15 protein-coding genes are annotated in these 15,804 nt (G+C 74.6%); 9 read left to right on the top strand and 6 right to left on the bottom strand.

Features of this window, described 5'->3' with window-relative positions:
* Window positions 1–27: 27 nt before the first annotated feature.
* From ACFY1T_RS26705 to ACFY1T_RS26690, 4 genes are all read left to right on the top strand, one after another.
* Window positions 28–777: a hypothetical protein gene (locus ACFY1T_RS26705; protein ID WP_390790417.1), complete on the top strand. Its 750-nt coding sequence runs from the start codon at window positions 28–30 to the stop codon at window positions 775–777.
* A 164-nt stretch (window positions 778–941) separates the two neighbouring features.
* On the top strand, window positions 942–2,129 hold the full coding sequence (locus ACFY1T_RS26700) for a cytochrome P450 (RefSeq protein WP_390790416.1): 1,188 nt from the start codon (window positions 942–944) through the stop codon (window positions 2,127–2,129).
* Window positions 2,130–2,187: 58 nt separating this feature from the next.
* Window positions 2,188–3,012, top strand: a complete 825-nt coding sequence (locus tag ACFY1T_RS26695; RefSeq protein WP_390790415.1) for a hypothetical protein — start codon at window positions 2,188–2,190, stop codon at window positions 3,010–3,012.
* Window positions 2,997–3,245, top strand: a complete 249-nt coding sequence (locus tag ACFY1T_RS26690) for a hypothetical protein (protein ID WP_390790414.1) — start codon at window positions 2,997–2,999, stop codon at window positions 3,243–3,245. The genes ACFY1T_RS26695 and ACFY1T_RS26690 overlap by 16 nt, the downstream gene beginning before the upstream one ends.
* Before the next feature lie 132 nt (window positions 3,246–3,377).
* Here the strand turns inward: ACFY1T_RS26690 and ACFY1T_RS26685 are convergent, their stop codons facing one another.
* Both ACFY1T_RS26685 and ACFY1T_RS26680 read right to left on the bottom strand, forming a co-directional pair.
* On the bottom strand, window positions 3,378–4,775 hold the full coding sequence (locus tag ACFY1T_RS26685; protein ID WP_390790413.1) for a gluconate:H+ symporter: 1,398 nt from the start codon (window positions 4,773–4,775) through the stop codon (window positions 3,378–3,380).
* A gap of 12 nt (window positions 4,776–4,787) precedes the next feature.
* Window positions 4,788–5,363 (bottom strand): gluconokinase, encoded by a 576-nt coding sequence (locus tag ACFY1T_RS26680; RefSeq protein ID WP_390790412.1) that lies wholly within the window; start codon window positions 5,361–5,363, stop codon window positions 4,788–4,790.
* A gap of 105 nt (window positions 5,364–5,468) precedes the next feature.
* Here ACFY1T_RS26680 and ACFY1T_RS26675 point away from each other — a divergent pair, with 105 nt between their 5' ends.
* Entirely contained in the window at window positions 5,469–6,185 is a 717-nt protein-coding gene (locus tag ACFY1T_RS26675; RefSeq protein ID WP_390790411.1) for a FadR/GntR family transcriptional regulator, read from the top strand.
* Window positions 6,186–6,207: 22 nt separating this feature from the next.
* Here ACFY1T_RS26675 and ACFY1T_RS26670 read toward each other — a convergent pair whose 3' ends face one another.
* From ACFY1T_RS26670 to ACFY1T_RS26660, 3 genes are all read right to left on the bottom strand, one after another.
* Complete coding sequence (locus ACFY1T_RS26670) at window positions 6,208–7,083, bottom strand: NAD(P)-dependent oxidoreductase (protein ID WP_390790410.1); 876 nt, start codon at window positions 7,081–7,083, stop codon at window positions 6,208–6,210.
* A gap of 134 nt (window positions 7,084–7,217) precedes the next feature.
* Window positions 7,218–7,616: a VOC family protein gene (locus tag ACFY1T_RS26665; protein WP_390790409.1), complete on the bottom strand. Its 399-nt coding sequence runs from the start codon at window positions 7,614–7,616 to the stop codon at window positions 7,218–7,220.
* 64 nt (window positions 7,617–7,680) lie between these two features.
* On the bottom strand, window positions 7,681–9,594 hold the full coding sequence (locus ACFY1T_RS26660) for an ABC transporter ATP-binding protein (protein ID WP_390790408.1): 1,914 nt from the start codon (window positions 9,592–9,594) through the stop codon (window positions 7,681–7,683).
* Between the two features lie 128 nt (window positions 9,595–9,722).
* Between ACFY1T_RS26660 and ACFY1T_RS26655 the strand changes: the two genes are divergently transcribed.
* Window positions 9,723–11,813 (top strand): AMP-binding protein, encoded by a 2,091-nt coding sequence (locus ACFY1T_RS26655; protein ID WP_390790407.1) that lies wholly within the window; start codon window positions 9,723–9,725, stop codon window positions 11,811–11,813.
* Here ACFY1T_RS26655 and ACFY1T_RS26650 read toward each other — a convergent pair.
* A complete protein-coding gene (locus tag ACFY1T_RS26650; protein WP_390790406.1) occupies window positions 11,783–13,606 on the bottom strand; it encodes a GNAT family N-acetyltransferase in 1,824 nt (607 codons plus the stop codon). The genes ACFY1T_RS26655 and ACFY1T_RS26650 overlap by 31 nt on opposite strands.
* Before the next feature lie 126 nt (window positions 13,607–13,732).
* Here ACFY1T_RS26650 and ACFY1T_RS26645 point away from each other — a divergent pair, with 126 nt between their 5' ends.
* The 3 genes from ACFY1T_RS26645 to ACFY1T_RS26635 all read left to right on the top strand — a co-directional run bounded on the left by ACFY1T_RS26645 (window position 13,733) and on the right by ACFY1T_RS26635 (window position 15,753).
* Window positions 13,733–14,155: a DUF350 domain-containing protein gene (locus ACFY1T_RS26645; RefSeq protein WP_030873439.1), complete on the top strand. Its 423-nt coding sequence runs from the start codon at window positions 13,733–13,735 to the stop codon at window positions 14,153–14,155.
* 111 nt (window positions 14,156–14,266) lie between these two features.
* The gene (locus tag ACFY1T_RS26640) at window positions 14,267–15,214 is read left to right on the top strand and encodes an AEC family transporter (RefSeq protein ID WP_390790405.1); all 948 of its coding nucleotides are present in this window, start codon (window positions 14,267–14,269) and stop codon (window positions 15,212–15,214) included.
* Window positions 15,211–15,753, top strand: a complete 543-nt coding sequence (locus ACFY1T_RS26635) for an HXXEE domain-containing protein (RefSeq protein ID WP_390790404.1) — start codon at window positions 15,211–15,213, stop codon at window positions 15,751–15,753. The genes ACFY1T_RS26640 and ACFY1T_RS26635 overlap by 4 nt, the downstream gene beginning before the upstream one ends.
* Window positions 15,754–15,804: the final 51 nt, after the last annotated feature.

The following is a 15,804-nucleotide window of genomic DNA, read 5'->3' as shown; positions in this document are numbered from 1 at the left end:
CGCCGGGCGGTGGCTAGCGTGGAGCCCATGACGCTCCAAAGCGACCGCGCGGACGCGGCCGACGCAGCCGGCGCGGAAGTCCGCATCAGGGGAGTGCTCCGGGCCGCGGACCCCGACGCGGTCTGGGCCATCGGAGGGCCGGACGGGCCGTACGCCGGATCCGCGGACGGGGCCGCGGTCCTCGACGTCGGCGCGCTGGTGCCCGTACTCGCCCTGTGGCCCGTGATCGGCAGCCTCGTGGCCGAAGAGGCGCTGCGGCTGCACACGCCCCTGGCGGCGTACGGGGTGGAGGCCGAGGCCGGGACCACCGCGCACCACCTGCTGAGCCACTCCACCGGCCCCGCGGCGCACGCCGCCCTCACCCGGCTCGCCGAACACCTCACCGGCAGCCCGCTCGCCGAGCTCGCCGCCACCCGCGTCTGGGACCCCCTCGGCATGACCGGCACCGGCTTCGCGGACGGCACCCTGCACGCACCCCCGGCCGACCTGGCCCGCTTCCTCGGCCACCTGCTCTCCCCGGCGGAGCACCCGCTCACCCGCGCCTGGGTCACCGAGTCCCTCCGCATCCGCACCGGCGAGCTGACCCCGGCCCGCGGCCTCCTCTGGCACCCGGCCCCGCACGGCGCCTGGTCCTACGGCGAAACCCAGACGGTCTGGCTCGCCCCCCGCCTCCACCGCTGGGCCCTCCTCCACCCCACCCGCCCCCCGGGCCCCCTCCGCACGACCTTCCGCGAAGCGGCCTTCGCGCCCGCGCCCCAGGGGGCGTCCGCGAAGTAGCGCCGTCCGCCGGGGCGGGCGGGGCTTCGCGCACACGCCCCGGCCAGGGTTTCGACCACCGGATCCACCCGGGTGGTGCTCGGGGCGCGGGGGGCGTCGGGGGGACGTACGGTGAGGGCGATGTCACCGACCGTTGGTTTCCGGCCGCGCGCGGAGGTACCCGGATGCGCACGCTTCACGAGGCCGCACTGGACGTCCTGCCGGAGGACCTCGTCCCCGCGGCCCGATCCGAGGGAGGTGGTGCGGTCATGACCGGTCCCGGTACGACCCAGTCCGCCGTCTCACGCGGGCAGCGGGCGCGGGCCGGCCGCGCCGGAGCCGTCCGGTTCGCCGCCGGCCGCGCGCTTCCGCTCCTCGTCCGCGGCCGCGGCTCCGGCGGCGCCCGTCCGGCCTTCTCCGCCGAGACGCTGCGCGCGCTGCGCGCCCGCCACGGCGGGGCCCCCGTACTCGTGCGCGGGCTCTCCGGAGCGGTGCTCGTCCTGCTCGACCGGCAGGAACTGCGGCAGTTCTACGCCGCCGAACCCGTCACCGCCCTCTCGCCGGACCCCGCCGGAGTCCGTTCCCCCGCCGCCGTCCGGACCGTCATCGCCGAAGAGGCCCGGCACCTCACGGCCGCCGCCACCCTCGACCTGGCCCGCGCCCGGCACGCCGTGGCGCGCGCCGCCCGCCGGATCGTGCTCGGCGACGGCGCGGCCGCGGGAGAGCAGCACCCCACCGGCCTCCTCGGCCGGCTCCGCCACCGCGGCTCCGCGGACGGGCACACCCTGCTCGGCCACCCCGCCGCCTGCGCCGACCGCGAGGAGCAGGCCCTGCGTGCCATGGACGGCATCCCCGCCACGCTGCTGCGCACCCTGCTCCTGCTCGGCGCCCACCCCGCAGAACAGGAGGCCGCGGCCGCCGAAGCCGCCGGATGCACCGCCCCCGAGGAACTGCCCCGGCTGCGCGCATGCGTACGGGAGTGCCTGCGCCTCTATCCGGCGGTGCCCGACCTGCTCCGCGTCACCCGTACCGAGACCGAGTGGCGGGGCGTACGACATCCCGCCGGCACCACCGTCCTGCTGCCCGCCCACTTCCACCAGCGCGACGCGGAGCAGGTGCCCGCCGCGCACGTCTTCGTACCGGGCCGCTGGAAGACCCCCGGCGCGGACGAGGACATCCGTATGGCCCCCTTCGGCCACGGCCCGGGCCGCTGCCCGGGCGACCGGCTCGGCCTGCTGATCACCACCGCGCTGTGCGCCGAAGTCCTGCGCCGGCGCCGGATCACGGCCACGCGGCCGGTGCTCGACCCGCCGGGACCGCTGCCCGAGGCACTGGACCCGCGCGGCATCCGGCTCACCCTCACCCGCCGCTGACACGCACCCGACGACCACGCCCAAGCCACCCTCCCCACCGACATCCCGCGAGGATTCCATGTCCGACGCCGCGAGCCCCGCGCCCACCGACCCGGACGCCGAACTGCTCGACGCCCTGTGCCGCGAGCTCGCCGAGGCCGCCGACGCAGTCGGCGAAGCCGCCCGGCACGCCTCCGAACTGGCCCTCGGCGCCCGGCTCCCGGCCGCCGCCCTGGGCCGCCGCCACGCCCGCTCCCGGCACGGCTGGCGCACCCTGCTGCGCACCCTCACCGACCCCGCCGGCCTGGGCTGGGCCCCGCGCGGCCGGGGTGTGGCGCGGGCCGGCTGGTTCGCCGGGATCCTCACCGGCCGCGAGAGCCTGGCCGTCAGCCTCGCCGTCTGCGGGCTCAAGGCCCGGATCAGGGCGGCGAGCGCGGAGCGGCCCGACCTCCTGGACGACCCGGACTGCGCGGCCATCCTCCGGGCCGTGAACGAGGACCGGCAGGCGGCGGCCGCCCGGGTGTTCCGCCGGATCATGCGGGACCGGGGCGCCGAGCGGGCGTTCGCCCTGCTGTCCCCGTCGTTCGCCGACCTGTTCGCCTGGAACGCCCTGACCGACGCCAACCCCTTCAACGACCACGCGGGCTGGCAGGTGGCCACCGGCCGGGCCGTGCCGGCGGAGCCGCTGCTCGGACTCGGCGCCGCCGTCCGGGCGTTCTTCGACCGCGACCGGGACCGGGATCGATACGGGTCCCGGGACCGGTACCGCGACCGGGACCGGTACCGGGACGGGGATCAGCGGCAAAGGCCCGCCCCGGCCGCCCCGTACAAAGGCTGCGTCCACACCCTCGGCCTGATCGGCACCGGAGGCATCCTCCTCGTCCAGCCGTGGCGGAGCCGGTGAACGCCGCCACCCGGCTCCGGCCCGGGCCGCCGGACCCGGCCGACGGCCTGCGCGGTCACTCGGCCGCCCTGCACGCCCACGCGCTCCGGCTGCACGCGGCGGCCGAGGCGCTGGACTGGCGGGGTCCGCAGGGCGACGCGTTCCGCGCCGAGGTCGCGGCCCTTGCCGACCGCTGCGCCACCGCCGCGACCGGCCTCGCCGTGGCGGCCGCGCAGCTGGAGGGCGGCCGCTGAGACCGGGGGCTCACCCCGGTTCCCGGCCCGACCGAGGTCACCCGGTCGGGCACTGCGTCCAGCGGCCGTGTGGTGGCCTCGTCCGAGCCGTACGGGCGCCGGGGCGCGTGAGGTGAAGCGCCGCCGGCGCTCTCACAGGACCAGTGACAGCAGCAGGACGAAGCCCAGCCCGACCACCGAGATGATGGTCTCCATCACCGACCAGGTCTTGACCGTCTGCCCGACCGTCATCCCGAAGTACTCCTTGACCAGCCAGAATCCGGCGTCGTTGACGTGGCTGAAGAACAGCGATCCCGACCCGATGGCCAGCACCAGCAGGGCCGTCTCCGTGGTGGACATGCCCGCGGCGAGCGGGGCCACCAGCCCCGCCGCCGAGATGGTGGCGACGGTCGCCGAGCCCGTCGCGAGCCGGATGGCCACGGCGATGAGCCAGGCGAGCAGGAGGGCGGGGACCGACCAGTTCTCCGACAGCTCCAGGATCATCCGGCCGACGCCCGCGTCGATCAGGGTCTGCTTGAAGCCTCCGCCCGCGCCCACGATGAGCAGGATCCCCGCGATCGGGGCCAGCGACTTCTCCACGGTCGTCGAGATCCGCGCCTTCGTGAACCCGGCCGCCCGGCCGAGGGTGAACATGCCCACCAGCACCGCGGCGAGCAGCGCGATGAGCGGGGAGCCCGCGACGTCCGTGACGCGCTGCAGGCCGTTCTCCGGATCGTCGACAACGATGTCCACGAGCGCCTTCACCAGCATCAGCGCCACCGGGAGCAGCACCGTGAACACCGTCGCCCCGAACCGCGGACGGTGCTCCAGATCCGCCGAGGGCCGCTGCGGGATCATGTGCTCGGGCGCCGGGATGTCCACCCAGCGGGCCGCGTACCTGGAGAACACGGGCCCCGCGATGATCACGGTCGGGATCGCCACCACCACGCCGAGCGCGAGGGTCACGCCGAGGTTCGCGTGCAGCGCGTCGATGGCGACCAGCGGGCCGGGGTGCGGCGGGATCAGCCCGTGCATCACGGACAGGCCGGCCAGCGCCGGGATGCCGATCCGCATCAGCGAGTAGTTGCCGCGCTTGGCCACCAGCAGCACCACCGGGATCAGCAGCACGATGCCGACCTCGAAGAAGAGCGGCAGCCCGATCACCGAGGCGATCAGCACCATGGCCCAGGGCATCGCCCGGCCCTTGGCCTTGGCGAGGATGGTGTCGACGATCTCGTCCGCGCCGCCCGAGTCCGCGAGCAGCCGGCCGAGGATCGCGCCGAGCGCGATCAGCACGCCGACCCCGGCGACCGTGGCGCCGAGCCCGGCCGTGAAACTCGCGATGGTCTTGTCCAGCGGGGCGCCCGCGAACACCCCGAGGGCGAGCGAGCCGAGGGTCAAAGCCAGGAAGGCGTGCAGCTTGAGGCGGGTGATGAGCAGGACGATGACGGCGATACCCGCGAGGACGGCCACACCCAGCTGGGTGTTCCCGGCCGAGGTGATCGGGGCGGGTGCCGCCGCTGCCAGTATCTCGACGCTGAGACCTGTCACGGTGGGGGTTCCTCAGTTCTCTCGGGAGGGAGCGGTGTCCGGGCGGACACCGGGCAGCGCGGACAGCGCGGCCAGGGCCCGTTCGGTGATCTCCTCGGGTGATCCGGACACGTCGACGACGACGCCGAGTTCGTCCTGCTGGAGGGGCTCCAGCGTGGCGAACTGCGAGTCGAGCAGCGCGGTCGGCATGAAGTGGTCCGTACGCGCCGCCATGCGCCGCTCGATCAGGGAGCGTTCGCCGGTCAGGTGTACGAACACGGCGTCGGGCGCGGAGCCGCGCAGCCGGTCGCGGTACGCGCGCTTGAGCGCCGACGAGGCCACCACCGCGCCCTGCCCGGCGGGGCGGGCGCTGATCCAGGCGCCGATGGCGTCCAGCCAGGGCCGCCGGTCGGCGTCCTCCAGCGGGATGCCGGCGGACATCTTGGCGACATTGGCCGCCGGGTGGAACGCGTCGCCCTCCACGTACGGGAGGTCGAGCGCGGCCGCGAGCAGCCTGCCCACGGTCGTCTTGCCCGTGCCGGCCACGCCCATCACCACCATCACGCGCTGGGTGCCGCTCACGTCGTACCTCGCTGTCTTCGTCGACATCGGTTCGTGCGCCCTCACTGAAGCCTATTAAGTAGTACTTATTCAAGAGTCTGACGGGAAACATCACATCTTTGGTCCGCCGGGGGATCACCGTACGCTTACGCCATGACCACCGAAGGCCAGGGACTCCACTCCCACGTGCTGGACACCCTCGGCCTCGCGATCACCGCGGGCGAGCACCCGCCCGGCAGCGTCCTGCGCACCGACGAGATCGCGGACCGCTTCGACGCCTCGCGCACCGTGGTCCGCGAGGTCGTCCGCGTCCTGGAGTCCATGCAACTGGTCGAGTCCCGCCGCCGGGTCGGCGTCACGGTGCGCCCCGCCGAGGAGTGGAACGTCTACGACCCGCGCGTCATCCGCTGGCGCCTCGCCGGCGCCGACCGCCCCCGCCAGCTGCGCTCACTGACCGTGCTGCGCTCCGCGATCGAGCCCGTCGCGGCCGGCCTCGCCGCCGCCCGGGCCACCCCCGACCAGTGCGCCGCGCTCACCGAGGCCGCCCTCGGGATGGTCAGCACCTCGCGCGGCCACCAGCTCGACGCGTACCTGCGCCACGACATCGACTTCCACCGGATCGTGCTGCGCGCCTCCGGCAACGAGATGTTCGCCCGCCTCGGCGACGTGGTCGCCGAGGTCCTGACCGGCCGCACGCAGCACGCCGTGATGTTCCCCGACCCCGACCCGGCCGCCGTCACCCTCCACGTACAGGTCGCCGAGGCCGTACGGGAGGGCGACGCGGACCGCGCCGAGTCCCTGACCCGGCAGATCGCGGTGGGCGCCCTGGAGGAGCTCGACGTCCTCGCCCCGGCGCCCACCTCCCCGTGACGTACGCCCTTCTAGAACGGGCTCAGGACGCCGACCCCACGGGCACGGTCTCGAAGCCCGCGTAGTACGCGGCGGCCATGTCCTCCTCCGCGTGGCCTCCCGCCGCCGCGCGCCGCATGCGCTCTCCCGTGGCCCGGGCCAGGTCGACGCAGACCCCCGCGCCGTCGGCCGCCTCGGCGATCAGACCGGTGTCCTTCTCGGCGCCGTACACCGTGAAGCTGGGCGCGAAGTCCCGTTCCAGGACGGCCTTCATCTTCGCCTGGAGGTACGGGTTGTCCATCGGGCCGCCGGTCAGCGCCTGCGCGAACAGGCCCGGATCCACGCCCAGTCCCTCCGCGAGCGCGAGGGCCTCGCCGACCGCCGCCGTCAAGGTGATCGCGTACCCGACCGTGGTCAGCTTCAAGCGGGTCGCGGCCCCCGCCTCGGCCCCGGCCCACAGCGTCTTGGCGCCCACCGCGTCGAACACCGGGTCCAGCCGAGGATCCGCCGGCCCGGAGGCCAGTACGACCAGCGTCCCGGCCTCGGCCGGCTGCCGGGTGCCCTGCACCGGGGCGTCCACGAACACCAGGCCGTGCTCCCGGGCGAAGCCGGCCAGTTCGTCGAGGGCGACCACGCCGACCGTGCTCATCTGCGCCCACACCTGCCCCGCGCGCAGCCCCGGCACGGCGGCGGCCATCGCATCGGCCACGGCCGCGCCGTCCGTCAGCATGGTCAGCACGACATCTGCCCCGGCCACCGCCTCGGCCGGGGTGTCCACGACCACCGCGCCTTCCGCGGCCAGCGGTTCGGCCTTCTCCCGGGTCCGGTTCCACACCCGCAGCCCCAGCCCGGCCCGCAGCAGGTTGCGGCCCATCCCCGAGCCCATGATCCCGGTGCCCAGCAGTGCGACAGTGTTCACGACGTCACTTTCCCTTCCGGATGCGTACAGTGCGTCCAGTCTCGGCGCCGCACCCCGCCCGGCCGGTCATCCCACGCCCGGCGCCGCGGACTTGACCGGAGCGTTCCGAAAGGACCGCGACCGCCGGACCCGCCCTATGCGCCGTCTCCCCGGCCCTCGGCCGAGGCAGTGCGGGGGGTCGTCTGCTGGACCGCCCAGCCGTTGCCGTCCGGGTCGGAGAAGTAGACGAACGAGCCCCACGGCATGTCCTGGATCTCCGTCACCTCGATGCCCCGGCCGCGCAGGTCCTCGTACGCCTCCTCGATGTCGGTGACGACGACCTGCATGTTGTCCAGCGATCCCGGGGCCATCCGGGTGAGCCCCTTGCCCAGGGCGATCGAGCAGGCCGAGCCCGGCGGGGTCAGCTGCACGAAGCGGATGTCCTCGCTCACGGTGACGTCGTGGTCGGCGTGGAAGCCGACCCGCTCGTAGAAGGCCTTGGCCCGGTCGACGTCGGTGACGGGGACGGCGACCAGTTCCAGCTTGATGTCCATCGGTGCTCCACGTGTTCCACGGTCGGTGCTCGGCGCCGGCCCGCCGCTCGCGGACCTCCCGGCATCATGCTCCCGCAGCCGGTACGGCGCCGCCCGGAGCGGCGCCCGCCGCCGTGTCCGCCGCCGCGAACTGGGTGCGGTACAGCTCCTCGTACCGCCCGCCCGCGGCCAGCAGCTCCGGGTGCGTACCGCGCTCCACGATCCGGCCCTCCTCGACGACGAGGATCAGGTCGGCCGCCTGCACCGTCGACAGCCGGTGCGCGATGACGACCGCGGTCCGGCCGGACAGGGCCTCGCCCAGGGCCTCCTGCACCGCCGCCTCCGAGGTGGAGTCCAGGTGGGCCGTGGCCTCGTCCAGGATCACCACCCGCTGCCGGGCCAGCAGCAGCCGCGCGATGGTCAGCCGCTGCCGCTCGCCGCCCGACAGGCGGTAGCCGCGTTCGCCGACCACCGTGTCCAGGCCGTCCGGCAGCGAGGCGACCAGCCCGTCGAGCCGCGCGCGGCGCAGGGCCTCCCAGATCTCCTCCTCGCCCGCCTCCGGCCGGGCCAGCAGCAGGTTGGAACGCACCGATTCGTGGAACAGGTGCCCGTCCTGGGTGACCATGCCGAGCGTCTCCCGGATCGAGTCGGCCGTCAGGTCCCGTACGTCGACCCCGCCCAGGCGGACGGCGCCCGCGTCGGCGTCGTACAGCCGCGGCAGCAGCTGGGCGATGGTCGACTTGCCGGCGCCGGACGAGCCGACGAGGGCGACCATCTGCCCGGGCTCGGCGCGGAAGGACACCTCGTGCAGGACCGGCGTACCGCCCCGGGAGTCGAGCACCGCGACCTCCTCCAGGGAGGCGAGCGAGACCTTGTCGGGGGAGGGGTAGCCGAAGGAGACCCGGTCGAACTCCACGGCCACCGGCCCCTCCGGCACCCGCCCGGCGTCCGGCTTCTGGGCGATCAGCGGCTTCAGGTCGAGGATCTCGAAGACCCGCTCGAAGCTCACCAGCGCGCTCATCACCTCGACGCGGGCACCGGCCAGCGAGGTCAGCGGGGCGTACAGCCGCGTCAGCAGCAGGGCGAGGGCGACGACGTTCCCGGCGTCCAGGGTCCCGCGCAGGGCGTAGTACCCGCCGAGCCCGTAGACGAGGGCGAGGGCGAGGGCCGAGACCAGGGTGAGGGCGGTGATGAACGCGGACTGCGCCATCGCCGAACGGACCCCGATGTCCCGCACGCGCGCCGCCCGCGCCGCGAACTCGGCGGACTCGTCGGCAGGGCGCCCGAAGAGCTTGACCAGGGTGGCGCCGGGCGCGGAGAAACGCTCCGTCATCTGCGTGCCCATAGCCGCGTTCAGGGTCGACGCCTCCCGCTGCATGGCGGCCATGCGCACGCCCATGCGGCGGGCCGGCAGGACGAACACCGGCAGCAGGACGAGGGCCAGCAGGGTGATCTGCCAGGAGATGCCCAGCATCACGGCCAGTGTGAGCACCAGGGTCACGGTGTTGGAGACCACGCCGGACAGGGTGTTGCTGAACGCCCGCTGGGCGCCGATCACGTCGTTGTTGAGCCGGCTGACCAGCGCACCGGTGCGGGTGCGGGTGAAGAAGGCGACCGGCATGCGCTGCACGTGGTCGAAGACGGCCGTGCGCAGGTCCAGGATCAGCCCCTCGCCGAGGGTGGCCGACAGCTTGCGGGTGAGCAGCCCGAGCCCCGCCTCCGCGACCGCGATCACCGCGATGAGCAGGGCGAGCCGGGTGACCGTCCCGCTGTCCCCGCCGTCCACGATGGCGGTGACCACCCGGCTGGCGAGGACCGGGGTGGCGACCGCGAGCAGCGCGGTCACCACGCTGAGCAGAAGGAAGAAGGTGAGCCCGCGGCGGTGCGGGCGGGCGAATGCGGCGACCCGGCGCAGACTCGCCCGGGAGAGCGGGCGGCGTTCCTGGCGGGCGTTCATCGCGCTGTGCAGCGATGTCCAGGCGGTGACTTCCATGTCCATGCGGGGTACGTTAAGACCTCAACCAAACTTGAGGTCAACGTATGGGCCGGATCGGGACCGAACCGCCGCTCGTACGGGGGATGTTCGACCCCCTGCGGACTGTCGGCGGGGGGTGCCATCATCGGGGAATGACCCAGGGATCGACGCAGGGATCGCCGCAGGGACCGGGTTCCGACCGTTCCGGTCGGACGACCGCCGACACCGTCCTGCACCTGTTCGGGCAACAGGTGCAGGACACCCCCCAGGCCTACGCCGTCATCGCCGGCACGGACAGCCTCACCTACGGACAACTGGACGTCCGTGCCAACCGGCTGGCGCACCACCTCATGGCCGGCGGACTGCCGCCCGGCGCCGTCGTCGCCATCGGGACCGCCCGCCGGACCGAGATCGTCGTCGCCCTGCTGGCCGTCCTCAAGGCCGGCGGGGCCTACGCCGTCCTCGACGTCGAGGTCCCGCTCACCGGGCAGCGGCAGCTCGCCGCCCTCGCGCCGCACGTCCTGCTCACCGACGCCGCGCACCACGCCCGACTGGACGACGGCAGCGGGCGGAGGGTCGTACGCCTCGGCGCCGAGGCGGCCGAGGTGTCCGGCCGGCCCGCCGAAGCGCCGGAGCGGCCCGAGTCCGGGGAGACGGCCGCCGTCCTGTTCACCGCAGCGGCGGTTCCGCGCGCCGTCCCCGTCGGGCACGCCCGGCTGCTCGCCGCCCACGAGGGGTGGGCGGAGGTCATGCGGCCGGTCCCCGGGGACCGCCACCTGATCACCCACGGCCCGGACCTCGTCCCCTTCGCCGCCGGCTGGACCCGGGCCCTGTGTGCGGGCGGCGCCCTCGTCGTGCCCCAGCGGACGCCCTGGACGCCCGACGGGATCCGCCGGACGGTCGAGACCGAGCAGGTCACGGTGGTGCACACCGACCCGGCGGGTGTGACCCGGCTGCTCCTGCGCGATGCCGGAGCCGCCCGGCCCGGTGCGGGAGCGGCGGACGGCGGTGGGCGCGGACGCCGCGACGAGGACCCGGCCCTGCGGTCCCTGCGCCTGGTCACGGTCACCGGCGACCGCCTCTTCCTCGACGAGCAGGACGCCCTGCAGAGCAGGCTCCGGGCCGGCGCCCGGCTGCTGAACGTGTACGGGCTCACCGAGGCGGCGGGCACCGGCACCTGGTTCGAACTGTCCCAGCTGACGCGCCCGTTGGACGACCCCGAGCAGCTCTCCCTGATCGGCGCCCCCTTCCCCGGCTGCCGCGCCGACGCCCGCGGCGGGGAGCTGCGCCTCACCCCGCCCGGCGGCGGCGACGCGATCCCCACCGGCGACCTGGTGGAGCTCCGCCCGGACGGGCTGCTGGAGTTCCGGGGCCGGATGCGGGACCGGATCACCACGGACGGCGGCGTGTTCGACCCGCACGCCGTCGAAGCGGCCATCCGCAGCCACCCCGGCATCGGCGCCGCACTGGTGGCCGAGGTCCCGGACGGTCCCGGCGGTGCGCGCAGGCTGATCGCCCACGTGGCACCGCCCGCCGACACGCGGTCCCGGCCCCCGGCCGTCGACCTGCCGGACGGCGGGCGGCTGCGCGAACACCTCGAGGGGAAGGTGCCCCGGGCGGAGATACCGCAGGCCGTGATCCGGCTGCGCGCCCTGCCCCGCAACCGCGGCGGCCAGGAGAACCGGGAGGCCCTGCCCCAGCCCGTGCTCGCGGGGAAGACGGGCCAGGGCGGCGCGGGGGGCTCCGGAAAGTACACGGCCGTCGGCGACGCCACGCTCACCCCGGCCGGGCGCGTCGGCTGCGGCATCGCCTTCCTGGTCTTCACCGGCCTGCTCTTCCTCCTCCTCTCGAAGATCTTCTGGCCCGGCTCGACCGACCTCGGCGGTGTGCCCAACCCGTGGGCCTTCCTCTTCTTCGTGCTCTACCTGTTCGAAGGAGCCTCGTTCGCCGCCGGGCTGGTGTTCCTCTTCGACGGCCGCGCGATGATGCGGCGCCACAGCCCGGGCGGAAGCCCCGGCCTCACCGCGGCCGCGCACCTGGCAGTGACCTACCTGCTGATCGCCTGGTGGCCGCAGGACAACTTCTACCGGCTCGCGGCCAAGCACGACTGGCCGGTCCAGGCCGCCCTCGTCTACGTCTTCAACATCCCGCTGATGATCGCGGCCGTCGTCATCGCCTTCTACGTCACCCGCAAACCGCCCTCGCCCTTCGACTACGAGGAGGCCGACGGCCCCGCCCGCTGATCGTCGGCGAACGCCGCCCCCACGGCGAGCGCCTCCGCCCGCACCAAGGCCTCGGCCGCGTCCAGCGTGTTCCTGCTGTACGCGGCCACCAGCACGCCCAGCCAGGGCGCGGGGTCGAAGGCGCCCGTCGGGATCGCGGGCAGGAACACCGCCCCGAGCTCCGCGCAGCCCCGCTCCAGCGTCTCGCACAGCTCGTCGAGCGCGGCCCCGGGCAGCCTGGCCCCCAGCTCCACCCGGTCCGCGATCCGTACGAAGTGCCCCGCGCCCCGCAGCGCGTCGAGCCGGGCCGCCACCATGAAGGCGATGGACGGCCCGGTGAGCCGCAGGTTCGTCTCGGTCGGCGCCAGCCGCCCCGCCCCGTCGGCGACGAAGTCCACGTCGAACCAGCCCCGGTAGCCGGCGGCCGACAGCTCCCGGCCCACCGCCTCCCCGAACGCCAGCAGCGGCTTCTCCGCCCACGCGGGCACCACGCCCGGGCCCACCGTCGCCCCGCGGTACCCGGAGCCGGCCACGTCCATGACCGCACCGCCCACCTCGTGGACGCGGCCCGCCTCGTCGACGAACCCGTCGTACGTCAGGTCCCGCGGCTCCCCGGGCCCGGCCGGCCCGGACACGTACTCCTCCACCAGCAGGGGCCCGCGCGGGAGGGTGCGCAGCACCGCGCGGGCGCCGCCCGCGGCCCGGACCCGGCCGGGCGTCACCACGGTGGTGCCGGAACCGCCGACACCGTGCTCCGATTTCAGAACACTGCTCTCGCCCGCCCCGGCCCGGGCGGCCAGCAGTCTGGCCGCCGCCCGCCGGGTGGGGGCCGGCCACTGCCCGGGGAGCCGGATCCGGGGGTGCCCGCCGCCCGCCAGGATCCGCCCGAACAGGCCGTGCGAGGCCGACTTGGACTCGTACCGCAGCTCGGAGGGGCGCCACGGCCGCCCGGCCAGCCGCGCGAAACCCGCCGTCCGCCCCCACGGTACGAGGGGCAGCCCGGCCGAGGCCAACAGGCCGGCCAGCGCCGGCCGGGCCCGTACGGCATCCGACAGTCCGGCATCGGCCGGCAGCCCGGCACCCCCGTCCGCCAAGCCGTCGTACACCTCCACCCCCTCCCATTCCAGGAGGCGTCCGACCCGCCCGATCCACCCCGGGGGCACCGCCGCGGGCAGCACCAGCGCCGCCGGCCACGGACTGTAGAAGGCGGCCAGGCAGGCGTAGTGGCGGGCGGCCCGCTGTTCGCGGTCCAAAGAGGCGTCGGCGAACTGGGCGTTGTACTCGGCGACATTGCCCACGTGCACGGCCGGCCCGCCGCCCGTCCAGGCCTGCGCCCAGTGCGCCGGCGGCGCGGGCGCAGCCTCGAACCGCACCAGAGCGGCGGCCGGCCCCTCGCCGCCGGGCCCGGGGGACCCCGGCGCACTCCGCGCGCCCATCGCCCGGTAGAACCCCGCCGCGTGCGGATCGGCGTCGATGAGCAGCCTGCGGAACCCCAGTCCGGCGGCCCGGCGCAGCGCGTCCCGGTACAGCCGCCGCCCCACGCCCCGGCCGATGGCCTCCGGCTCCACGAACAGCAGGCCCAGCCGGGCCACCGGCGGCGCGCCCTCCAGGGAGGCGAGCCCCAGCACCCGGCCGTCGGTCGCGTCCTCGGCCACCACGATCCGGCGGTCCGCCACGTCCCCGGCCGCAATCTCCAGCTCCGGCACGCACGAGGCCAGGAACGCGGCGTCGTACCCCCAGTACGCCTTGGAGCGCAGCACGAGAGCGGTGAGCTCCTGCGCCTCACCGGGCCGCGCCGCTCGGAGCTTTGCCATTCCCTGACCTCCCCATGGTCTGCCGCGAGACCGTGCGATAGATTCGGCCACCCTGAACCCCCCTGGCGGGCGGTGTCCCGTCCTGTACGGCAGGTCTTTCCTACCCCCGCGGAGAACGGCTTCTCAATGAGCGACATCATCAACGGACTTGGCCGCACCAGCGCCTACGGCGCCCTCGGCCTGGTCCTGCTGATCCTCGGCATCGTCCTGGTGGACGTGCTGACGCCCGGGAAGCTGCCGAAGCAGATCTGGGAGGAGCGCAACCGGAACGCGGCCGTCATGCTGAGCTCCGCGCTCCTGGGCGTCGGCGGGATCGTCTTCACCTCGATCTGGACCACGTACGACGACTTCGGCAAGGGGCTGCTGTCCACCGCCGCGTTCGGACTGCTCGGCCTGGTCCTGATGGGCCTCGCCTTCCTGGTGCTGGACTGGGTGACCCCCGGCAAGCTCGGCGCGATCGTCGTCGACCCGGAGCCGCACCCGGCGGTCTGGGTCACGGCCTCCTGCAACCTGGCGGTGGCGGCCATCGTCGCCGCGTCGATCGCCTGAACCACGCGGCGGCGGCGCGCCGCTCGTGATCGGTCCGGCCGATGCTCCGGAGTTCCTCCAGGGAGGCAGGAGTACGCTGCTCACGGTCGATCACAGGGGGAGCCGGTACGCATGGGCACGGCGGCAGCACTCGAAAAACTCGTACCGGTGCTGCTGGCCTTCGGCGGAGGCGTACTGCTCGCCCGCCGCAAGACCGTCCCGGCCGAGGCCTCCAAGGCCTTCGCCGACTACGCCTTCCTCTTCGCCGTCCCCTGCTACCTCTTCGGCAACATCTACGGAAGCGACCTCGGCGCCCTGTTCAACTGGCACGCGATCGGCGCCTACGCCGCGGCCGCCGCCCTCGCCGTGCTCCTCATAGCCTTCGCCTCGGGCGCCCGGGGCATACGGGACCCCCGTGACGTGGCGCTGCGGGTGATGGCCGGAGTCCAGGTGAACACCGCCTACTTCGCCGTCCCCGTGTTCATCACCTTCTTCGGGACGGCCGCGCCGATCTTCCCCGTCCTGCTCTTCCAGGTCTGCGTCCTCTCCCTCGTCGTGATCTCCATCATGGAGCTGGGCCGCGCCGGCCCGGCCTCGGGCGGTCCCGGGCAGCGGCTCTCGCGAGCCGTCGCCGCCTCGCTCGCGACCCCGGTGGTCCTGGCCTGCAACGCGGGGATCGTCCTCAACCTCCTCTCGGTGCACCTCCCGAAGGTGGTCCTGGACGGGGCCGCCTTCGTCGGCGACAGCGCCTCCCCGATCGCGCTGTTCGCCCTCGGACTGCACCTCGGCGGCGTGGGGCTGGACGTCCGGGGCACCTCCCGCGAGGAGATGGCCCTCATCGCCTTCAAGTGCCTCGCCTTCCCCCTCCTGGCCTGGGCGGTGTGCGGAGTGCTCTTCGGCGTGCGGGGGGAGTGGCTGACGTACCTCGTCCTGATCGCCGCGATGCCCACCCCGCAGAACCTGTTCGTCTTCGCCCAGCGTTACGACGTGGGCGTGGACCTGTCCGCCTCGCTGGTGATCAAGAGTTCGGTCGTGTCGCTGCTGTTGCTCCCCCTCTGGCTGCAGACTGTGGCCTCATGAGCACACCCATACGAACTGCCGCCACGAGCGCCGCCGTTGCCGCCACCGGCTGGGGGCTGCTGGCCGCCTGGGCCTTGCACGACCTGGAGGAGGTCGCCACGGTCGGACGCTGGTCCCGCACCCGGGTCCCCGTACTGCGCGACCGCCACCCCCGCGTCCCCGACCGGGTCTGGGACGTCCTGGGCGGCACGGACGGCCGGCAGTTCGCCCGCGCCGTCGCGGTGATGGGCGTCGTCGTGGCCGCGGCGGCCGCCGACGGCCACCGCACCGGCGGCCGGTCCGCCTTCTACCAGACGAGCCTGAACGGCTTCGGCCTGCACGGCCTCGTCCACCTCGCGCAGGCGGCCGCCACCCGCGGCTACACCCCCGGCGTGGTCACCTCACCGCTCCTCGTCGTCCCCTTCACCCTCTGGGCCCGCGGCAGGCTGCGCCGCGCCGGCGTACTGCGCCCCGTGCGGGTGCGGGACGCCGTACAAGGGCTCGCCCTTGCCGCCGCGGCCGCCGCGGGCTCACAGGCGGTGGCCCGGCGGCTCGGGTGACCCGCGCCCGGCGAACCGGCGGCGCGACGGTCGTTCCCCGTGGCGGCTTCG

Source organism: Streptomyces sp. NPDC001194, from assembly GCF_042896985.1.
In the GTDB taxonomy this organism is placed as follows: Bacteria; Actinomycetota; Actinomycetes; order Streptomycetales; family Streptomycetaceae; genus Streptomyces.
The sequence above is the reverse complement of the archived record's forward strand: the minus strand, read 5'-3'. Positions and strand labels throughout refer to the sequence as shown.

What these genes read in the sequence shown, in the direction of transcription:
- ACFY1T_RS26705 (WP_390790417.1), top strand. Translation starts at nt 28, where the DNA reads ATGACGCTCCAAAGCGACCGCGCGGACGCGGCCGACGCAGCCGGCGCG.
- ACFY1T_RS26700 (WP_390790416.1), top strand. Translation starts at nt 942, where the DNA reads ATGCGCACGCTTCACGAGGCCGCACTGGACGTCCTGCCGGAGGACCTC.
- ACFY1T_RS26695 (WP_390790415.1), top strand. Translation starts at nt 2,188, where the DNA reads ATGTCCGACGCCGCGAGCCCCGCGCCCACCGACCCGGACGCCGAACTG.
- ACFY1T_RS26680 (WP_390790412.1), bottom strand. Translation starts at nt 5,363, where the DNA reads ATGTCGACGAAGACAGCGAGGTACGACGTGAGCGGCACCCAGCGCGTG.
- ACFY1T_RS26675 (WP_390790411.1), top strand. Translation starts at nt 5,469, where the DNA reads ATGACCACCGAAGGCCAGGGACTCCACTCCCACGTGCTGGACACCCTC.
- ACFY1T_RS26665 (WP_390790409.1), bottom strand. Translation starts at nt 7,616, where the DNA reads ATGGACATCAAGCTGGAACTGGTCGCCGTCCCCGTCACCGACGTCGAC.
- ACFY1T_RS26660 (WP_390790408.1), bottom strand. Translation starts at nt 9,594, where the DNA reads ATGGACATGGAAGTCACCGCCTGGACATCGCTGCACAGCGCGATGAAC.
- ACFY1T_RS26655 (WP_390790407.1), top strand. Translation starts at nt 9,723, where the DNA reads ATGACCCAGGGATCGACGCAGGGATCGCCGCAGGGACCGGGTTCCGAC.
- ACFY1T_RS26650 (WP_390790406.1), bottom strand. Translation starts at nt 13,606, where the DNA reads ATGGCAAAGCTCCGAGCGGCGCGGCCCGGTGAGGCGCAGGAGCTCACC.
- ACFY1T_RS26645 (WP_030873439.1), top strand. Translation starts at nt 13,733, where the DNA reads ATGAGCGACATCATCAACGGACTTGGCCGCACCAGCGCCTACGGCGCC.
- ACFY1T_RS26640 (WP_390790405.1), top strand. Translation starts at nt 14,267, where the DNA reads ATGGGCACGGCGGCAGCACTCGAAAAACTCGTACCGGTGCTGCTGGCC.
- ACFY1T_RS26635 (WP_390790404.1), top strand. Translation starts at nt 15,211, where the DNA reads ATGAGCACACCCATACGAACTGCCGCCACGAGCGCCGCCGTTGCCGCC.